This window comes from Caulobacter soli, from assembly GCF_011045195.1.
Taxonomy (GTDB): Bacteria; Pseudomonadota; Alphaproteobacteria; order Caulobacterales; family Caulobacteraceae; genus Caulobacter; species Caulobacter soli.
On sequence record NZ_CP049199.1, the window covers coordinates 2,669,963 to 2,686,355 of the forward strand.

General features: G+C 67.5%; 16 protein-coding genes. 3 read left to right on the forward strand and 13 right to left on the reverse strand.

The features are described from left to right. Nucleotides 1-21 precede the first annotated feature (21 nt). The 9 genes from G3M62_RS12460 to tet form a co-directional block, all read right to left on the reverse strand. Complete coding sequence (locus G3M62_RS12460) at nt 22-1,437, reverse strand: PQQ-like beta-propeller repeat protein (RefSeq protein WP_425483779.1); 1,416 nt, start codon at nt 1,435-1,437, stop codon at nt 22-24. Nucleotides 1,438-1,448: 11 nt separating this feature from the next. Further along, nucleotides 1,449-2,201 (reverse strand): tetratricopeptide repeat protein, encoded by a 753-nt coding sequence (locus G3M62_RS12465; protein WP_165187448.1) that lies wholly within the window; start codon nt 2,199-2,201, stop codon nt 1,449-1,451. A 165-nt stretch (nt 2,202-2,366) separates the two neighbouring features. Beyond that, nucleotides 2,367-3,194 carry a 3-methyl-2-oxobutanoate hydroxymethyltransferase gene (gene panB, locus G3M62_RS12470; protein WP_165191302.1) on the reverse strand — a complete coding sequence of 276 codons (828 nt, stop codon included), beginning with the start codon at nt 3,192-3,194 and terminating at the stop codon, nt 2,367-2,369. Nucleotides 3,195-3,284: 90 nt separating this feature from the next. Beyond that, on the reverse strand, nt 3,285-3,662 hold the full coding sequence (locus tag G3M62_RS12475) for a hypothetical protein (RefSeq protein WP_165187450.1): 378 nt from the start codon (nt 3,660-3,662) through the stop codon (nt 3,285-3,287). Then, on the reverse strand, nt 3,655-4,242 hold the full coding sequence (locus G3M62_RS12480) for an RNA polymerase sigma factor (RefSeq protein WP_165187452.1): 588 nt from the start codon (nt 4,240-4,242) through the stop codon (nt 3,655-3,657). The genes G3M62_RS12475 and G3M62_RS12480 overlap by 8 nt, the downstream gene beginning before the upstream one ends. Nucleotides 4,243-4,274: 32 nt before the next feature. Then, a complete protein-coding gene (locus G3M62_RS12485) occupies nt 4,275-4,670 on the reverse strand; it encodes a DUF6249 domain-containing protein (RefSeq protein WP_165187454.1) in 396 nt (131 codons plus the stop codon). 165 nt (nt 4,671-4,835) lie between these two features. After that, nucleotides 4,836-5,495 (reverse strand): HAD hydrolase-like protein, encoded by a 660-nt coding sequence (locus tag G3M62_RS12490; protein ID WP_165187456.1) that lies wholly within the window; start codon nt 5,493-5,495, stop codon nt 4,836-4,838. Beyond that, nucleotides 5,496-5,852 carry an ArsC family reductase gene (locus G3M62_RS12495; protein WP_165187458.1) on the reverse strand — a complete coding sequence of 119 codons (357 nt, stop codon included), beginning with the start codon at nt 5,850-5,852 and terminating at the stop codon, nt 5,496-5,498. It abuts the gene before it with no gap. Between the two features lie 93 nt (nt 5,853-5,945). After that, on the reverse strand, nt 5,946-7,139 hold the full coding sequence (tet, locus tag G3M62_RS12500; protein ID WP_165187460.1) for a Tet(A)/Tet(B)/Tet(C) family tetracycline efflux MFS transporter: 1,194 nt from the start codon (nt 7,137-7,139) through the stop codon (nt 5,946-5,948). Between the two features lie 75 nt (nt 7,140-7,214). Here tet and tetR point away from each other — a divergent pair, with 75 nt between their 5' ends. Further along, complete coding sequence (gene tetR / locus G3M62_RS12505; RefSeq protein WP_165187462.1) at nt 7,215-7,835, forward strand: tetracycline resistance transcriptional repressor TetR; 621 nt, start codon at nt 7,215-7,217, stop codon at nt 7,833-7,835. Between the two features lie 3 nt (nt 7,836-7,838). Here tetR and uidA read toward each other — a convergent pair whose 3' ends face one another. Both uidA and G3M62_RS12515 read right to left on the reverse strand, forming a co-directional pair. Then, entirely contained in the window at nt 7,839-9,782 is a 1,944-nt protein-coding gene (gene uidA / locus G3M62_RS12510; protein ID WP_165187464.1) for a beta-glucuronidase, read from the reverse strand. Nucleotides 9,783-9,898: 116 nt separating this feature from the next. Further along, on the reverse strand, nt 9,899-12,157 hold the full coding sequence (locus G3M62_RS12515; protein ID WP_205691860.1) for a TonB-dependent receptor: 2,259 nt from the start codon (nt 12,155-12,157) through the stop codon (nt 9,899-9,901). Nucleotides 12,158-12,530: 373 nt separating this feature from the next. Between G3M62_RS12515 and manD the strand changes: the two genes are divergently transcribed. Then, nucleotides 12,531-13,742: a D-mannonate dehydratase ManD gene (gene manD, locus G3M62_RS12520; RefSeq protein WP_165187466.1), complete on the forward strand. Its 1,212-nt coding sequence runs from the start codon at nt 12,531-12,533 to the stop codon at nt 13,740-13,742. A gap of 79 nt (nt 13,743-13,821) precedes the next feature. Here the strand turns inward: manD and G3M62_RS12525 are convergent, their stop codons facing one another. Further along, nucleotides 13,822-14,217 (reverse strand): DUF983 domain-containing protein, encoded by a 396-nt coding sequence (locus G3M62_RS12525; RefSeq protein WP_165187467.1) that lies wholly within the window; start codon nt 14,215-14,217, stop codon nt 13,822-13,824. 65 nt (nt 14,218-14,282) lie between these two features. Between G3M62_RS12525 and G3M62_RS12530 the strand changes: the two genes are divergently transcribed. Then, nucleotides 14,283-15,653 carry an aminotransferase-like domain-containing protein gene (locus G3M62_RS12530; protein WP_246263263.1) on the forward strand — a complete coding sequence of 457 codons (1,371 nt, stop codon included), beginning with the start codon at nt 14,283-14,285 and terminating at the stop codon, nt 15,651-15,653. Nucleotides 15,654-15,768: 115 nt separating this feature from the next. On the opposite strand, the gene G3M62_RS12535 is transcribed toward G3M62_RS12530, so the two are convergent. Next, nucleotides 15,769-16,338: a 2'-5' RNA ligase family protein gene (locus G3M62_RS12535; RefSeq protein ID WP_165187471.1), complete on the reverse strand. Its 570-nt coding sequence runs from the start codon at nt 16,336-16,338 to the stop codon at nt 15,769-15,771. Nucleotides 16,339-16,393 lie beyond the last annotated feature (55 nt).

Here is a 16,393-nt window from a genome sequence, read left to right on the forward strand (position 1 = left end):
CCGGGAGCGACCCAAAGACGCCTAGCGGATGGCGATCAGATCGGCTTCGTCGGTCGCCACATAGACCGTGTCGCCCATGGCGATCGGCCCCAGCAGGACGGATTGGCCGACCTTCAGGGTCTTCAGCGTCTCGCCGGTCTTGGGGTTGAGGGCCACGGCCTGACCCTCGCTCGACACGGTGATCAGTCGGCCCGAAGCCAGGATCGGCGTCGACCACAGCAGCGGGTGCTTGGCGCGCTTCTTCTTCTGCTTCTTGCTCAGCTTGTCGGTGTTGTTGAGATCGCGGATCCAATAGACCTGACCGGCTTCGCGCGACACGCAGATCACCTGGCCGGCCTTGTCGACCACGAAGACCACGTCGCCGGCCGCCCAGGGGCTGGTGATGGCCGTGACCGGCAGGCTCCAGCGGGCCTGGCCCGTGCGCAGGTCGGTGGCGGCGAACACGCCCGAGTGGCTGACGGCGAAGACGTCGCCCTTGAAGATCACCGGACGACCGGCAATGTCGCGGATTTCCGACAGGGCGTTGGTGCGGCTGGCGCGGCTGAGGGCCTCGCTCCACAGATCGTTGCCGTTGGTGGCGCGCAGGGCGACCAGTTCGCCCGAGGCGAAGCCAGCCACCACGGTGTCGCCGCTGACCGCGGGGCTGGTGGCTCCCAGGATGCGGGCCGGCTCGATCAGGGCCTGGTAGGTCCAACCCGGCGCGCCGTCGGCGGCGTTGAAGGTCAGCAGTTCGTTGTCGGTCGAGATCACGAACACCCGGCCGTCCGAAACGGTCGGCGCGGCGTGGATCGGCGTGCTGGTCGACTGGCGCCAGGCCTCGGCGCCGGTGGCGGCGTCCAGCTGGGCCACGAAGCGGAAGCCCGACGAGACGTAGAGCTTGCCGTTGGCGTAGGCGACGCCGCCGCCGAAGCCGGTGCGGTCGGCCGCGCTGCCGCCGATGCCCATGAAGCCGTGCTTCTTGCCCGGAGCCTTGGCCGGGCGCAGGTCCTTGCGCCAGATCGTCGAACCGCTCTTAGCGTCCATGGCGACGACGGTGGCTTCACCGTCCATCACGAAGATCTTGCCGTCGGCGGCGATCGGCGGGGCGGTGACGTGATACTTGCGGTTGGCCTTTTGGCCGAAGCCCTTGCGCCAGGCGATGTCGAAGTTGGCGGCGGCCGCCACGTGTTCGACCGACTGCTCGGCGTTGCCGCCCGGCAGCGGCCAGTCGGCCTGGACCGTGGGCTCGGGCAGGTAGAAGTCGGCGCCCTTCAGCGCTTCGGCCGCCTCGACCTTCTGGTCGAAGGCGATGACCGAGATCCGCTGCCCCTGAGTGGCCAGGGTCTTGTTGGCTTCCTTCTTGTCGAAGGGATTGATCTTCGAGAGCGTCGAACACCCGGCCACCGACACCGCGGCGGTCATCATCGCGGTGAGGAGCAGATAGCGCTTAGTCGTCATGGGGCGGCGGCTCATTGGGCGGTATTGGGGGCGGCGTCGGCTGGCGGGCCGGGCGGAAGCGCGGCGGTCGGCGGCAGGGCCAGGGCGGCCTTGACCACGGCCGGCAGATCCTTGGCGGAGCCGGAATCGATCATGGCCATGGCGCCGCGAGCCCGCTCGCGAATTTCGTCGGAGGAGTTGTCGAGCGAGCTGGACAGCACGAGGAAGTCGCCGCGCGCGCCGACCAGATCGCCGGCCCGCAGCTTGGCGAAGGCCAGTGCTTCCTTCGCCTGTACGCGATAGGGACTCTTCTCGCCCATCAACGGGGTCAGCCTCGCCTCGACGTCCTTGTAAGGAGCCGTGTCGAGGAGCGCCAAGGCGGAATTGAGGCCGGCGAGGTCGGCCAGCACCGGATTGGACGAAAGCTTGGCCGCTTGATCGAAATAGGCCACCGCCTCGGCGGTTTTGTTCTGCTCCAGGCGGGCGCCGCCCATCTGGAAAAGGGCCAGGGCCTTGTAGGTCGGCGTACCGGTCTTGGAGATCGCCTCGAAGGCCGGGAAGGCCGCGACGGGTCCCGACTTCTGGCTGGTGGTCAGGGCCGTCTGATAGGCTTCGGTAGCCTTGTCGGTCTGGCTCTGCTGGTAGCTTGTCCAGCCCGCCCAGCCGCCCGCGCCCAGAATCGCCACCGCGGCCAGCGCGCCCACCCAGGGCAGCGACTTCAGCGCGAGGGACTTGTAGCGGTCGGAGCGCAGCTGCTCTTCGACCTCGTCAAACACATCGACCACGAACGAGGCTCCGATAGGGGCGATACCGCGCCCAGAGGCGCCGACACCGGATCGCTCCAGGATCGACGCGCGAAATGAAAACCATGGTGAGCGAACCCACCGAGGCGGCGAACCTATAGCGTGTCTGGGCCAGCCGCAACGGGTCGGAACCGGGAGGAGAGTCCCCTACCCCTTCTTGGCGTAGTAGGTCTCGGCCTCGCCCGGGAAGGTGCGCGCCTTGACGTCCCGGGCGTAGTCGGCGGCGGCGCGCTCGATCTCGCTCTTCAGGTCGGCGTAGCGGCGCACGAACTTCGGGGTCCAGTCGAACAGGCCCAGCATGTCGTCGACCACCAGGACCTGGCCGTCGCAGCCGGCCGAGGCGCCGATGCCGATGGTCGGGACCGCGATCGCCTCGGTGACCTCGCGCGCCAGCCCTTCGGCCACGCCCTCGACCACGACGGCGAAGGCGCCGGCCTCGGCCGTGGCGCGGGCTTCCTCCAGCACCTTCAGCCGGCCGGCCTCGTCCTTGCCCTTGGCCTTGAAGCCGCCGTCGACCAGCACCGCCTGGGGACGCAGGCCGATGTGGCCCATGACCGGAATGCCGCGCTGCACGAGATAGGCGATGGTGGCCGGCACGGTGGGACCGCTCTCGACCTTCACCGCCTGGCAGCCGGTCTCCTTCATGATCCGCACGGCGTTGGCGTAGGCCTCTTCCGGCGCGCCCTCGTAGGAGCCGAACGGCATGTCGACCACGATCATGGCCTTGCGCGAGCCGCGCATCACCGCCTGGCCGTGCAGGATCATCATTTCCATGGTCACGCCCACGGTGTTGGGAAGGCCGTGGACCACCATGCCCAGCGAGTCGCCGACCAGCAGCACGTCGCACGACTCGTCCAGCGCCGCGGCGATCGGCGCGGTGTAGGCGGTCAGGCAGACGATGGGTTCGCCGCCCTTGCGCGCGGCGATGTCGGGGGCCGCCAGACGACGGACCTTTTCTTCACGATGGGCGGACAGGATCAGCACTCCAGCGAAAAACGCGTGCCGTTTTCCGCCAGATCGTACGGCGCCGCAACATGATCGTTGAAAACCTTGCCGAAACCGCGGCTAGACCTCGTCGACGAGCCGGGTCACGGCGAAGCCCAGCGCAAGGACCACCAGGGCCACGCCCAGCCAGAGGGTCTCGCCGCCGCCCAGGGTGAACAACTGGTCGTAGCGGTCGACCACCTTGTCCAGGCTCGCATAGAGCTGGTGCGCGCTGTCCTGAGACATCTGCGAGAATTCGCTGGCGAACCGCGCCCCGACCAGTTGGACCGCGGCGGCCACTCCGGCCACGACGCCCGTCGCACCGATCAGCACCCGGCGCAGCGCCCAGCCGCGGTCCAGCTTGCCGGTCACCTGCTGGGTGAACAGCTCGGCGTCACGAAACACCGGCGCCTGGCCGTAAAGCCGCGAGAGTTGGGTTTCGAAATCCAGGTCAGCCACGGCTCTCTCTCCTCGCGGAGTCGTTCGGTGCGCTTTCGGACGGCGGGGCCATCCGGGCTCTGAGTTTATCCAGACCACGTTTGACATGGGATTTGACCGTCCCAAGAGGGATGTTCAAGGCCTCGGCCGCCTCGGCGTGCGACCAGTCGGCCCCATAGCAAAGCGAAACGCATACGCGCTCGGCCTTGGACAGGTGCTTGAGCGCCTCGTCCAGGTCCAGGCGATCGGCGCTGGCGGCGGAACCGTCCGGTCCGACCGGCGCCTCGTCCTCCGGGGCCTCGGTCAGCACGAAGCGCGCGTCGCGCTTGGCCTTCCGCAGATAGAGCCGCGCGGCGATCCTCTTGATCCAGCCCGCGAAGGCCCCTTCCCCGCGATAGTCGGCGATCTGCTCGTAGCCGACCAGGAACGCGTCCTGGGCGATGTCGTCGGCGGTGGCCGGATCGGCCCCCAGCCGGCGCAGCAGACCCCGCACGGTCGAGCCGTGGCGGCGCACCAACTCGCCGAAGGCCCGTCGATCGCCAGCCGCCGCCAGGGCGGCCAGTTCGACGTCGTGGCCGGTGGGTGGACGTTCGGCGCCCATGAATTCGCGTCCCCTCTTCCCCGCGCTCGCGTTCAGACTTCCGGCGGACGCTTGTTGGGGTTGAAGAAGCTGAGAATGACGAAGGCCAGGCCGATCATGCCCGGAATGGCCGCGCCGGCCAGGGTGCCGTACATCGCATAGTCGTTGATCCCGCCGAGCGCCCAGGCCGTCAGGGCGACGCCACCGGCGACGAAGAGCAGGACCACGCCGATCCGCATGTCGCGATGCGACGAAGACGCCACCTTCGGGCGCACGTCCTTGGACAGAGCCTCGATCAGTTCGGGCGGCAGCGGCTGCCCCTTGTCGATGGCGGCCCGAACGGTGGCCTGCATTTCACGGCGCTCGCGCGTCCGCAGCCACGCCGGCACGATCACGATCGCCGCGACCATCAGAAACGGCGCCAGCGGAACCAAAATTCCCAAGTCCATGACCTAGTCCCCTCGAATGTTCGGCGGTGGGCGTCTCGCCCTCGCCTTCTGTAGGTAAGAGACCTGGGCCAGGGTGATTGGAGGCGCCGGGTCAGATGAAACTTTCGTAAGGCGCGCGCCAAGCGTGACCCAACGCGGGAAAACCGCGCGATGCGGCCTCGACGGCTACTCGGCGCCGAGCTGTGGATTGGAGGCGGCGACCCGCGAAATGATCTCGTCCATGGCCGAGAACATCATGGTCGGGCCGTGGTCGACCAGGGCGCTGCGAGTGGCGTAGCCCCAGTCGACGGCGCCGCAGGCCAGGCCCGCTTCGCGCGCCGCCTCGATGTCGCGGGTCTCGTCGCCGATGCATAGCACGCGGTCCTTGGCGATCCGCGCGGCCTTGACCACGGCCTTGAACTTGGCCGCCTTGCCAAAGATCGCCGCGCCGCAGCCATAATGGTCGACCAACCCCGCCAGGTCGGCGCCCAGGATCGAGCGGATCGTCGCCTCGGAATTCGAACTGACGATCGCCAGGCGCAGCCCCGCCGCCGACAGGCCGCGCAGCAGGTCGCCGGTGCCCGAGAACAGCGGGATCGCATGGGCCTCGGCGGCCATCATCTTCTTGCCGTGGGCGGCGACCAGCGGAACCTTCCACAGCGGCAGGCCCAGATAGTCGATGATCTCGCGGCTGGTTCGGCCGCGCAGCATGGCGATCTCGTCCTCGGTCACCGCCTTGAACTTGAAGCGCTCGGCCAGCGGCCGCACGGCGCGAATGGCCCAGGCCGTGCTGTCAGCCAGCGTGCCGTCGAAGTCGAAGATGACCAGATCGATCTGGGCGTCCATTCAGCCCCCCGAATCCACGGCGCGAGCGTACACGTCTGGCTTGAATCCCACCAGCAGTTGATCGCCCGTCGCGAGAACCGGCCGCTTGATCATCGACGGGTTGGCCAGCATCAGGTCGATGGCCTTGGCCTGGTCGATGCCGACCTTGTCGGCGTCGGGCAGTTTGCGAAACGTCGTGCCGGCCTTGTTGAGCAGGACTTCCCAGCCCACGGCCTTGCTCCACGCCTCCAGACGCGGACGATCGATGCCCACGGTCTTGTAGTCGTGGAAGGCGTAGGCGACGCCGTGACCGTCCAGCCAGTCCCGCGCCTTCCTCATCGTGTCGCAGGCCTTGATGCCGTAGATCGTCGTGGTCACGCCTGATGCTCCGTGCGCGTCAGATTCTCGAGTCTGACCAGCCTAGAGTCCGCGCGCTATCGGGCAAAACGGAAAAAGGAAGCGGGTTCGTCCCTAGGCCGCGACCTTGGCCGGCGGAGCCTTCAGCCCCCGGCTGAAGAACACCGGCAGGCACAGCAGGTAGAGCGCCGCGCCGGCCAGCCAGACCAATCCGGGGAACACGCCGCGCGAGGCGAAGTAGACCTGACTGATCAGCAGCGGGGCGATCACCGACGAGACGCCGCTCACGCTGGCCAGCACGCCCTGCAGACGCCCTTGGTGTGCTTCGCCCACTCGCGACGACAGCAAGGACTGCAAGGCCGGGCCGCCGATCCCGCCCAGGCAGAACAACGGGAACAGCAGAAAGGCCATCCAGCCTTGGGTGACCAGGGCGATCGCGACATAGGCCGCGGTGTCGGCGACGATGCCGATCGCCAGGGCCCGCTTCTCGCCCCAACGCTCGCTGACTGGCCCCGCCACGAAGGCCTGGGCCAGGGCGTGGAACAGGCCGAAGCCCGCCAGGGAGACGCCGATCGTCAAGCCGTTCCAGGCGAACTTGTCCTCGCCATACAGCACCCAGACCGTGCCGCCGACATCGCCCACGACGGCCAGGATGAGGAAGGCCGCGAGCAGCGGCAGCAGGGCCGGAAAGCTGAACGCCCAGCGCAGCGGGCCCAGGGGATTGAAGCTGGACAGCGCGATCTTGCCGCCCCTGCCCTCGTGGGATTCCGGCAGGATCAGCAACGCGACCAGGAAGTTCAGACCGTTCAAGGCCGCCGCCGCCAGGAACGGAGCCCGTACCCAGACGTCGCCCAGCAGGCCGCCTATTACTGGCCCGGCGATGAAGCCCAGGCCGAAGCAGGCGCTCATATAGCCGAAGCGCCGAGTCAGGTGCTCGGCCGGCGTGATGTCGGCGATATAGGCCGAGGCCACCGCGCCGCTGGCGCCGGTCATGCCGGCGATGGCCCGACCGACGAACAGCCACCAGAACGACGGCGCCAGGGCCAGGAACAGATAGTCGATCGCCGCCCCCGCCAGCGAGACTAGCAGCACCGGCCGTCGACCGAACCGGTCGCTAAACGCCCCCAGGATCGGCGCGCAGGCGAACTGCATCAGGGCGTACAACGCCAGGAACGCCCCGAACCGCCAGCCCAGATCGCTGGTATGGCCCACCTCGCGCAGCAGGCGCGGAATGATCGGCAGGACCAGGCCAACGCCGATCGCGTCGAGCGTCACGGTGGTCAGGATGACGCCCAGCGCCTTTTTCATCTTCGCCTCGCAAACTTTATCATCGATAAAGTCCTTATCAGCGATAAGGTCAAGACCTGTGAGGCGGAGTGCGGCATGAAGGTGGATCGGCAGCGGATCGTGGAGGTCGCCCTCGACCTGCTCAACGAAAAGGGCGTCGACGGCCTGACCACCCGGCTGATCGCCGACCGCCTGGGTGTGCAGCAACCCGCGCTCTACTGGCATTTCAAGAACAAGCGCGCCCTGCTGGACGCCATGAACGTCGAGATCCTGGCGCGCGGTCACACCCATCGCGGGCCGGCGGCCGGCGAGGATTGGCGGACCTACCTGCGCGAGAACGCCCGCAGCTTCCGGCGCGCCCTGTTGGCCTATCGCGACGGCGCGCGGGTGCATGCCGGCACCGAGGCCGATCCCGGCGACCTGGACCAGGTCGAAGCCCAGCTAGCCTTCCTCGTGGCCGATACCGGCGTGTCAGCGACCCGGGCCATGGAGCTCCTGGTCGCGGTCAGCCACTACGTGGTCGGCTGCGTGCTGGAGGAACAGGCCGACGCTCCAGAGAGTCCGGGACGCGGCGCCGAGCTCGACGCGGCCGCCCAGGGCCATCCGCTGTTGGCGGAGGCCCTGGCGCATTATCGCGGCGCCGGTCACGCCCGGCTGTTCGAGGCGGGACTGGCGCTGCTGATCGACGGCGCGGCCGCGCAGATCGCGGCGCGCTGACCGCTAGACCTTGGCGGGTTTGCTCCACAGCGCGCGGGCCCGGTGAGCGACCAGCTTGGGCTTCCGCTCGCGGGTGAAGAAGCCTTTGTGGTTCAGCGCCCCGATCCGCATGATGCTCTGCGAAGTGCGGAAGTCGGCGAAGGCCCAGGGATGGGTGCCGAAGATGAACGGATACTCGCCCAGCACCCGGATATACATCTCCACCATGTCGGCCTGGTATTCCTCGGTCCACATCTCGGGCGGCTGGGCGTGCATGCCGGCCACCGCGTCGGCGCCGAACTCCGTGAACATGATCGGCTTGTTCGGATGGCGGGCCCGCAGCTTGGCCACGTCGTTCTTCAGCGCCCCCTCGGCCAGGTCCAGCTGACCCGACAGCGAGTACCAGCCTTGGTAGGAGTTGGTGCAGATCACGTCGCCCAGGGCCTGCCAGTCCATCGAACCGCCCTGGACGCTGACGATGGTCACCGGCCGGGTGTTGTCCAGCTGGCGGGCCAGGTCGAACAGCGGCGTGAAGAATTTCAGGCCGGTCTCGTTGCCGCCGGCCGGCTCGGGATCGGTCGTATGGAAGGGCTTGATCAAAGGCTCGTTGGCCAGCGACCACAGGATCACGCAGGGGTGGTTCTTGTCGCGACGGACCAGGTCGATGATGTCCTGCCGAAGCTGCTTGGAGCGCGCTTCCTGGATCTCCGGCGGGTCGGCGAACACCAGGCTGACGGCCGGGGTCTCGTCGATCACCAGCAAGCCGTGCTCGTCGGCCAGCATCATCGCTTCTTCGCTGTAGGGATAGTGCGAGGTGCGGAAGCTGTTGCCGCCGATCCACTTCAGCAGCTCGAAGTCGCGGATGATCGAAGGAACGTCCAGGCCGCGGCCATGGATCGGAAAATCCTCGTGCTTGCCAAAGCCGCGCAGGAACACCGGCTTGCCGTTCAGCAGCAGCTTGTCGCCCTTGGCCTCGATCGTGCGCACGCCGATCTTGAAGGCGTACTCGTCGGGCGTCGCGCCGTTCTCCAGGCGGATCGTCAGGGTATAGAGGTGCGGATCCTCGGGGCTCCAAGGGCGGGCGCCCTTCAGCGTCACGACGGTCGAGCCCTTGCCGCCGCTCAGCGTCACCGAACCCTTCGCTTCGCCCTTGTCGTCGGCGATCGTCACGCTGGCCTTGCCCGACCAGGGCGCGCTGGCCTCCAGGTCGATCGACACCTTGCCGTCCAGGCTGGTCTTGACGGTCACGTCGCTGATGTGGACGTCGGGCGTGGTGAACAGCAGCACCGGGCGGTGGATGCCGGCATAGGGGAAGAAGTCGTAGGCCGTCTGCGGGAAGTGGACGGTGTGCATGTGCCAGCGGGCGGTGTCCGGCGTGGCGGGCACGCGATCCAGCTGGATCTTGTTCTCGACCAGCACGGTCAGCACGTTGTCGCCGTCCAGCGACACGGCGTCGGTGATGTCGAAGGCGAACGGCAGGTGGCCGCCGACACGGCCGCCCAGCAGCTTGCCGTTCAGCCAGACCTTGGCGGTGTAGTTGACCGAGCCGAAACGCAGATGGATGCGCTGGCCGGCCCAGCCCTTGTCGACGCGGAAGTCGGTCTCGTACCAGGCCGAGCCGACGTAGTTGCGCACGTCGTCGAAGATGTCGTTCCAGCTGGCCGGCACCGGGATCAGGCGGAAATCCTTCAGCCCCTTCTGCCAGCCTTCGGTTTCGCCCACGTCCTTGGGATCGGGACGGAAACGCCAGGTCGCGGCCAGGCTCTTGGTCGAGCGCGTGGGGCTTTCGTGCGGATAGAGAATGCTGGGAACGCCCGTGGCCGGGCCCGGCTTGGCGGCTCGGGCTTGAGCCTCGCTCACGCTGACCGCCGCGCTCGCCATCGCCAGGCCGCCGGCGACGCCGAGGGCGCTTCTACGGGTGACCAGGCCGCGTCGCGTCTGGCCTTCGTTGCGCGTTTCATCCGACATGGGTCGCCCTCTTGCTGGAACCTTGAGCGCGACCCTAGCGAGAAAAGCCGCCAGGCGCCGCGCCGAATAAAAAAAGGGGCGGACCCGGAGGCCCGCCCCAGCGCTCGGGGAGGAGCTTAGTAGGAGATCGACAGGCGCAGACCCGCGTAGCGATTGAAGTCGCGGGCCGGCTGGAATTCCGTGGCGATCTGATTGCCGTAGTTGCCGTACTGGCTGCCCATGCCGATGGCGTAGCCCTTGTCGAACACGTTGTTGACGAAGGCGACCAGTTGATAGTGCTCGTCCGGCGCGCGGATGCCCGCCGACAGGTTCAGGATGCCGTAGCTCTTCTGGACCGTTTCGGGGTCCTGGTTGAGCGAGAAGTTGACCTTGCTCTGCCAGCTGTAGCTGCCCGACACGACGCCTTCGAACGGCAGGTTGCCCAGCGCGTGCGAATAGTCGAAGCCGCCGTTCAGCTTCCATTTCGGCGCGTTCGGCAAGGTGTTTCCGGCCAGGTTCTGGCGGCCCGGCGTGCCGGTGCAGCCCTGCGCCGCCGTCTGGCCCGGCCAGCAGGCCGCGCCGGGGAAGGTGTCGATCTTGGCGTCGATATAGGCGATCGAGCCGTTCAGGCGCAGGTCGCGGGTGGCGCGGGCCGTGGCTTCCAGCTCGACGCCCTGGGTGATCACCTTGCCGACGTTGGTCAGACGATAGTTCTGGACGCCGCCGATGAACTCGATGCCCTGAGCCTGGAAGTCGTCATAGGCGACGTGGAAGGCGGTGGCGTTCAGCATCAGGCGACGGCCGAACCACTCGCTCTTCACGCCGGCCTCGAAGGCGTCCGAGGTTTCCGGACGGATCGGACCCGCATCGGCGCGAGCCTGGTTGAAGCCCGTGGTCAGGTCGTAGGTCTGACCCTTGTGGCCGGTCGAATACGAGCCGAACACCATCACGTCGTCGCTGAGATTGTGACGCAGGCCCAGGCGGTAGGTGACCGCGTCGTCGGAGGCGCCGCCGGTGAAGACCCCCTTCTGGTTGGCGCGCAAGGCGACATAGTCGTTGAAGCCATAGCCGATCTCTTCGCGCTGATAGCGCAGACCGACGATGGCCGTGGTTTCCGGCAGGAAGGTCCATTCACCCTGACCGAAGACGGCCTTGGCGGTCGAGCTGGCCTGGGCGTACCACTGAGCCTGCGAGAACGACGGACCGCGCTTGAAGCTGCGCGTCAGATCGGTGTCGCCGTAGAACAGGCCGACGGTGTAGCGGAACGGGCCGGAGCCGGGCGACAGCAGGCGGATTTCCTGCGTCACGTTCTCCGACTTAAAGTAGCCGCCCTGCTGGTTGAACAGCGGCTTGTACGAGGTGCGGTCGGCGTCGAGCAGATCGTCCAGGCGGAACTGATCGTGCGAGCTGATCGAGATCAGGCTGAAGTCCTTGGGCAGCTCGTAGGCGATCCGCAGCGACTGGCCGAACCCTTCGCTCTTGGCGTAGAGATCGCTGTCGTTGCTGATGTTCAGGTTGTCCGAGCCGGCGACGATGCCCGGCAGCACGACGGCCGGGGTCAGGCCAGCCGTGCCGCGCAGCAGCGCATTGGGCGACAGGCGGATCAGCGGCGAGGTCGCCGTGGACGTGCCCTTCATGTAGTTGGCGCCGACATCGACCGACAGGTTGTCGGTCGGCTTCCAGACCACCTTGCCGCGGATGGTGGTGTCGTCGCGGCCGTTGACCTTGTCGCCGGTCACCAGGTTCTTGACGTTGCCGTCATAGTCGCTGTGGCTGGCGGTGAAGCGGAAACCGACGGTGTCGCTGAGCGGACCCGAGAGGCTGGCGGCGACGCGATATTCGTTGTCATCGGTGACCAGCGCATTGGCCAGGACGCTCATGACCTTGGACGGAGCGCGGGTGGTGATGTTGATCAGGCCGGCCGAGGCGCTCTTGCCGTAGAGGGTGCTTTGCGGGCCGCGCAGCACTTCGATGCGCTCGACGTCGGTCAGGTCGGCGAAGGCCCGAGCCTGGAAGGCCACCGGGACGTCGTCGATCTGGACGGCGACGCTGGGCTCGACGCCGATGCCGAACGCGAAGGTGCCGATACCGCGCAGGGCGACGGAGGCGTTCACCGGATGCTCGGCCGCGCGGATCGTCAGCGACGGCGCGACGCGGGCCACGTCCGAGAAGTCACGAACGCCAGCGCTTTCCAGCTGCTTGGCGGTGACCACGGCCACGGCCAGCGGCACATCCTGGACGTTTTCCTGGCGCTTCTGAGCGGTGACGACGATTTCTTCGAGAGCGACCTGCTCGGGTGCGGCGGCGGTCTGGTCCGACGCGGTCTGAGCGAACGCGGACCCGGTCATCGCCATCAGGAGAGCCGGCACGGAAGCATAGCAAAGTAGTCTTTTCACGGAGTATCCCCCAGGTCTCGACTTGTTGATGAGCCCGATGGCTCTGCGTCGATCTGCCGGGAACCTAGCAATTGGCCTGTCCACTTTCAAGGCATTCCCCTGGCCTCTTGCTCAAAATCCACAACGCCAGTTTCCGAAGTCGCGTGAAATCAGCCCTATATGGTCGATATGGTTGGACATTTTATCCGCCAAACTGTTCGCGAAGTTTGACCTCACCCCACTGTTTCCACCCGAGTCGCTTGACTTGGCGTCGGAACCAAAGCAAGTGGTCAGGCCACTTTTAAACCCTTCTCGCGAGACCTAGCGAATCGTCGAGACGCACTCGATCGCCGGAAGACGGCGGCCGCGCAATCAGCAGTCACGGAAGCCCCGCATGCCGAAAATCACCGACGCCAAGGTCATCGTCACCTGCCCGGGGCGCAACTTCGTCACTCTGAAGATCACCACCGAGGACGGCGTGCACGGCATCGGCGACGCCACGCTCAACGGGCGTGAACTGGCGGTCGTGGCCTATCTGCAGGAACACGTGATTCCGTGCCTGATCGGCCGCGACGCTCACCAGATCGAGGACATCTGGCAGTTCCTCTATCGCGGAGCCTATTGGCGCCGGGGCCCGGTGACGATGTCGGCCATCGCCGCCGTCGACGTGGCGCTGTGGGACATCAAGGCCAAGATCGCCGGCCTGCCGCTCTATCAGCTGCTGGGCGGCGCCAGCCGAACCGGGGTCATGGTCTACGGCCACGCCAACGGCGCGACGATCGAGGACACGATCAACGAGGCCCTGAAGTACCAGTCCATGGGCTACAAGGCGATCCGCCTGCAGACCGGCGTGCCGGGCCTGCCCAGCACCTACGGCGTCTCCAAGGACAAGCTGTTCTACGAGCCCGCCGACGCGGCGATCCCCACCGAAAACGTCTGGTCGACCAGCAAGTACCTGCCCACCGTGCCCAAGCTGTTCGAAGCGGCCCGCAAGGCGCTGGGCGAGGACGTGCACCTGCTGCATGACAGCCATCACCGCCTGACCCCGATCGAGGCCGGCCGCCTGGGCAAGGACCTGGAGCCTTATCGCCCGTTCTGGCTGGAAGACGTCACCCCCGCCGAGAACCAGGCCAGCTTCCGCCTGATCCGCCAGCACACCACCACGCCCCTGGCCGTGGGCGAGGTGTTCAGCTCGATCTGGGACTGCAAGCAGCTGATCGACGAGCAGTTGATCGACTATATCCGCACCACGATCGTCCATGCCGGCGGCGTCTCGCATCTCAAGCGCATCGCGGGCTTGGCCGAGATCAACAATGTGCGCACCGGCTTCCACGGGGCCACCGACCTGTCGCCGGTGTGCATGGGCGCGGCCCTGCATTTCGACCTGTGGGTCCCGAACTTCGGCATCCAGGAATACATGCGGCACACCAGCGACACCGATCGGGTGTTCCCGCACGCCTACACCTTCAAGGACGGCGACCTGCATCCGGGCGAGACCCCGGGCCATGGCGTCGACATCGACGAGGACCTAGCCGCCCAGTTCCCCTATCGCCCCGCCAGCCTGCCGGTGAACCGTCTCGAGGACGGCACGCTGTTCAACTGGTGATGTGAGGTCGCGCGTCGCCTCTGGGCGGCGCGACGGAGAGGGCGTCCACCCCTGCCCCCGTCGTGGGCGCCCTCTTCCCTTACGGCTTCTGAACGCTCGAGGCGCCGCCCTCGCTGGCGTTGTGGATGTATTGCTCGGCCACCAGCCAGGCCTTGACCGGACGCAGCGTGCCCAGACAGCCGACCAGCAGGGCCGGAAAGACCGTCGCGAACTGCACCCACAGCGGCGGGCTCCAGGCGATCACCGCCCACGCCCAGACCGCGATCACCAGGATGCCGACGCCGGTCATCACGAAGAAGGCCGGGCCATCGGCCGGGTCGGCGAAGCTGAAGTCCAACCCGCAGCGATCGCAGCGCTTGGCCAGCCGCAGGAAGCCGCCGAACAGCTTGCCTTCACCGCAACGCGGACAGCGGCACTGCAACCCCGCCTGCAGGCTGGTCGGGCTGTCGAAATGGGTGATGAGGGGCCGTTCCATACAATGCGCGCCTTGTTGCATACATTCTGTAGTGAATGTATGTATCGCGTCATGGAAAAGCAACCATGACCCGGGATAGACCCACGGCCGGCTGGCTGAGACATGTCCGCGCAGGCGGCGCGCAGCCGATCTATCTGGCGCTGGTCGAGGCCCTCGAGACGGCCGTGCGCGAGGGCGAGCTTCAACCCGGCGATCAATTGCCGCCCCAGCGCGCCGTGGCGGATCAACTGGGTATCGACTTCACCACCGTCACGCGGGCCTACGGCGCGGCGCGCGAACGCGGGCTGATCGAGGGCGCCGTGGGCCGCGGCACCTTCGTGCGTCGTCGCGCCATCGACGACGAGACCGGCCTGGTCGATCTGAGCATGAACCTGCCGCCTCCGCCGCAAGGCGTGTCGCTGACGGCGCTGCTGAAGGAAACCACGGCGACGATCCTCGATCGCACCGACGTGGCGACCCTGATGGCCTATCACGCCGGACCGGGCACGCCGGGCCAACGCGCCGCCGGCGCCGCCTGGCTGGAGCCGACCTTGGGCCAGGTCGGCCTGGAGCGGATCGTGATCTGCCCCGGCGCTCAGCCGGCGCTGGTCGCCGTCCTGACCACGATCGCCAAGCCCGGCGCCGGCGTCGTGGTCGAGCCGCTGACCTATCCTGGTATCATCGCCCTGGCCGCCCGCCTGGGCCTGCGCCTGATCGCTTGCCCGGTCGACGAAGAAGGCTTCCTGCCCGAAGCCCTGGCCCGGCTTTGCGCCGAGGAACAGCCGGCGGCCGTCTATCTGGTCCCGACCACTCGCAACCCGGTCGCCACGACCATGGGCCTGGCGCGACGTCGCGACATCGCGGCGGTCGTCGCCGACAGCGGCGCCTGGCTTATCGAGGACGACCCCTACAGCCGGTTGTTCGACAGCCCCCTGCCCGCCCTGGCCTCGCTGATCCCGGAGCGCAGCTTCCACATCGCCACTCTCTCCAAGACCCTGTCGCCCGGACTACGCGCCGGCTTCCTGGCCGCGCCGTCGGGCGCGATGGCCGGACAGATCGCCGACGCCCTGCACGCCACCGCCCTGATGGGATCACCGCTGACCACGGCCGTCGCCGTTCGCTGGATCCGCGACGGAACCGCGGAACGGATCCTGGCCGGCGTGCGGCTGGAAGCCCGCGCGAGACGGGCCATCGCCGGCGAGATGCTGCCCACGGCGCGTGGTGACCCCGAAGGCCTGCACGTCTGGCTGGACCTGCCGACGGGGCGAAACGCCGGAGAACTTCGCGGCCTGGCCGCCGCGCGTGGGCTGGCGCTGGTCGCGGCCGACGCCTTCGCCACGACGCCCGACCATCCTGGCGGCCTGCGCATCTCGCTGGGCGGACCGCCCAAGGCGTCACTGTTGCGCGAGGCCCTGGGCCAGGTCGCCGCCTTGCTGAAGCCCGCGGCGATCGTCTGAACAACAAAGACCCCGGAGCTTGAAGGCTCCGGGGCCAGTTCAAATCAAGGGGGGGATACAGCTAGACAATGCGCCACCCGGCGATTGGTTCAGCTTGATCGGAAAATCGCGGCGCTCAGCACAGCGTCCAGCTTCCCAACGAAACGTGCTCGGTCCGCCCCAGCAGACTATGGATCAGGCTGAAGCCGCCGACGGTCCAGCGGATGGGCGGGATCGCCTGCTCCGCGACCAGGCGCTTGTCGTAGAGCATCGTCACGTGCGGGGTGAAGCTCTTGTCCACCCGCTTGCCGAGCCCCGCCCGCGCCATCGCCAGGCCCAGGTCGCGCTGGAAAGCCTTCAGCGCCTCCAGCCCTTCGCCGCCTTGCAGCACTAACGGATTATTGCCGCCGTTGTTGAAGCTGGCGGCGCGATCGAAGACCACCTCGAACGGCAAGGTCGTCATCGCCCCGGCCGCTTCGCTGGCCATTTCCACGATGTCGCGCCGCACGCCGGCGTGGTCGCCCAGGTGATGCAGGGTAATGTGAAACCGCTCGAACGCCAGGGGCCGGCCGCTTAGCTGATGGGCGGCGCGAAGCGCGTCGGCGCGCTGGGCGATCTCGGCCGCCGTCGCCGGATCGGGAAAGATCGCCAGGAACAGCCGGTCGGTGACCGGCGGGGCGTCAAAGAGGGAGAACTGGTCGGACACGCACCGATGTTGCCCGGATTCCGAGGCCGGCGCCACGGCCCGGAGAGGACTAGCG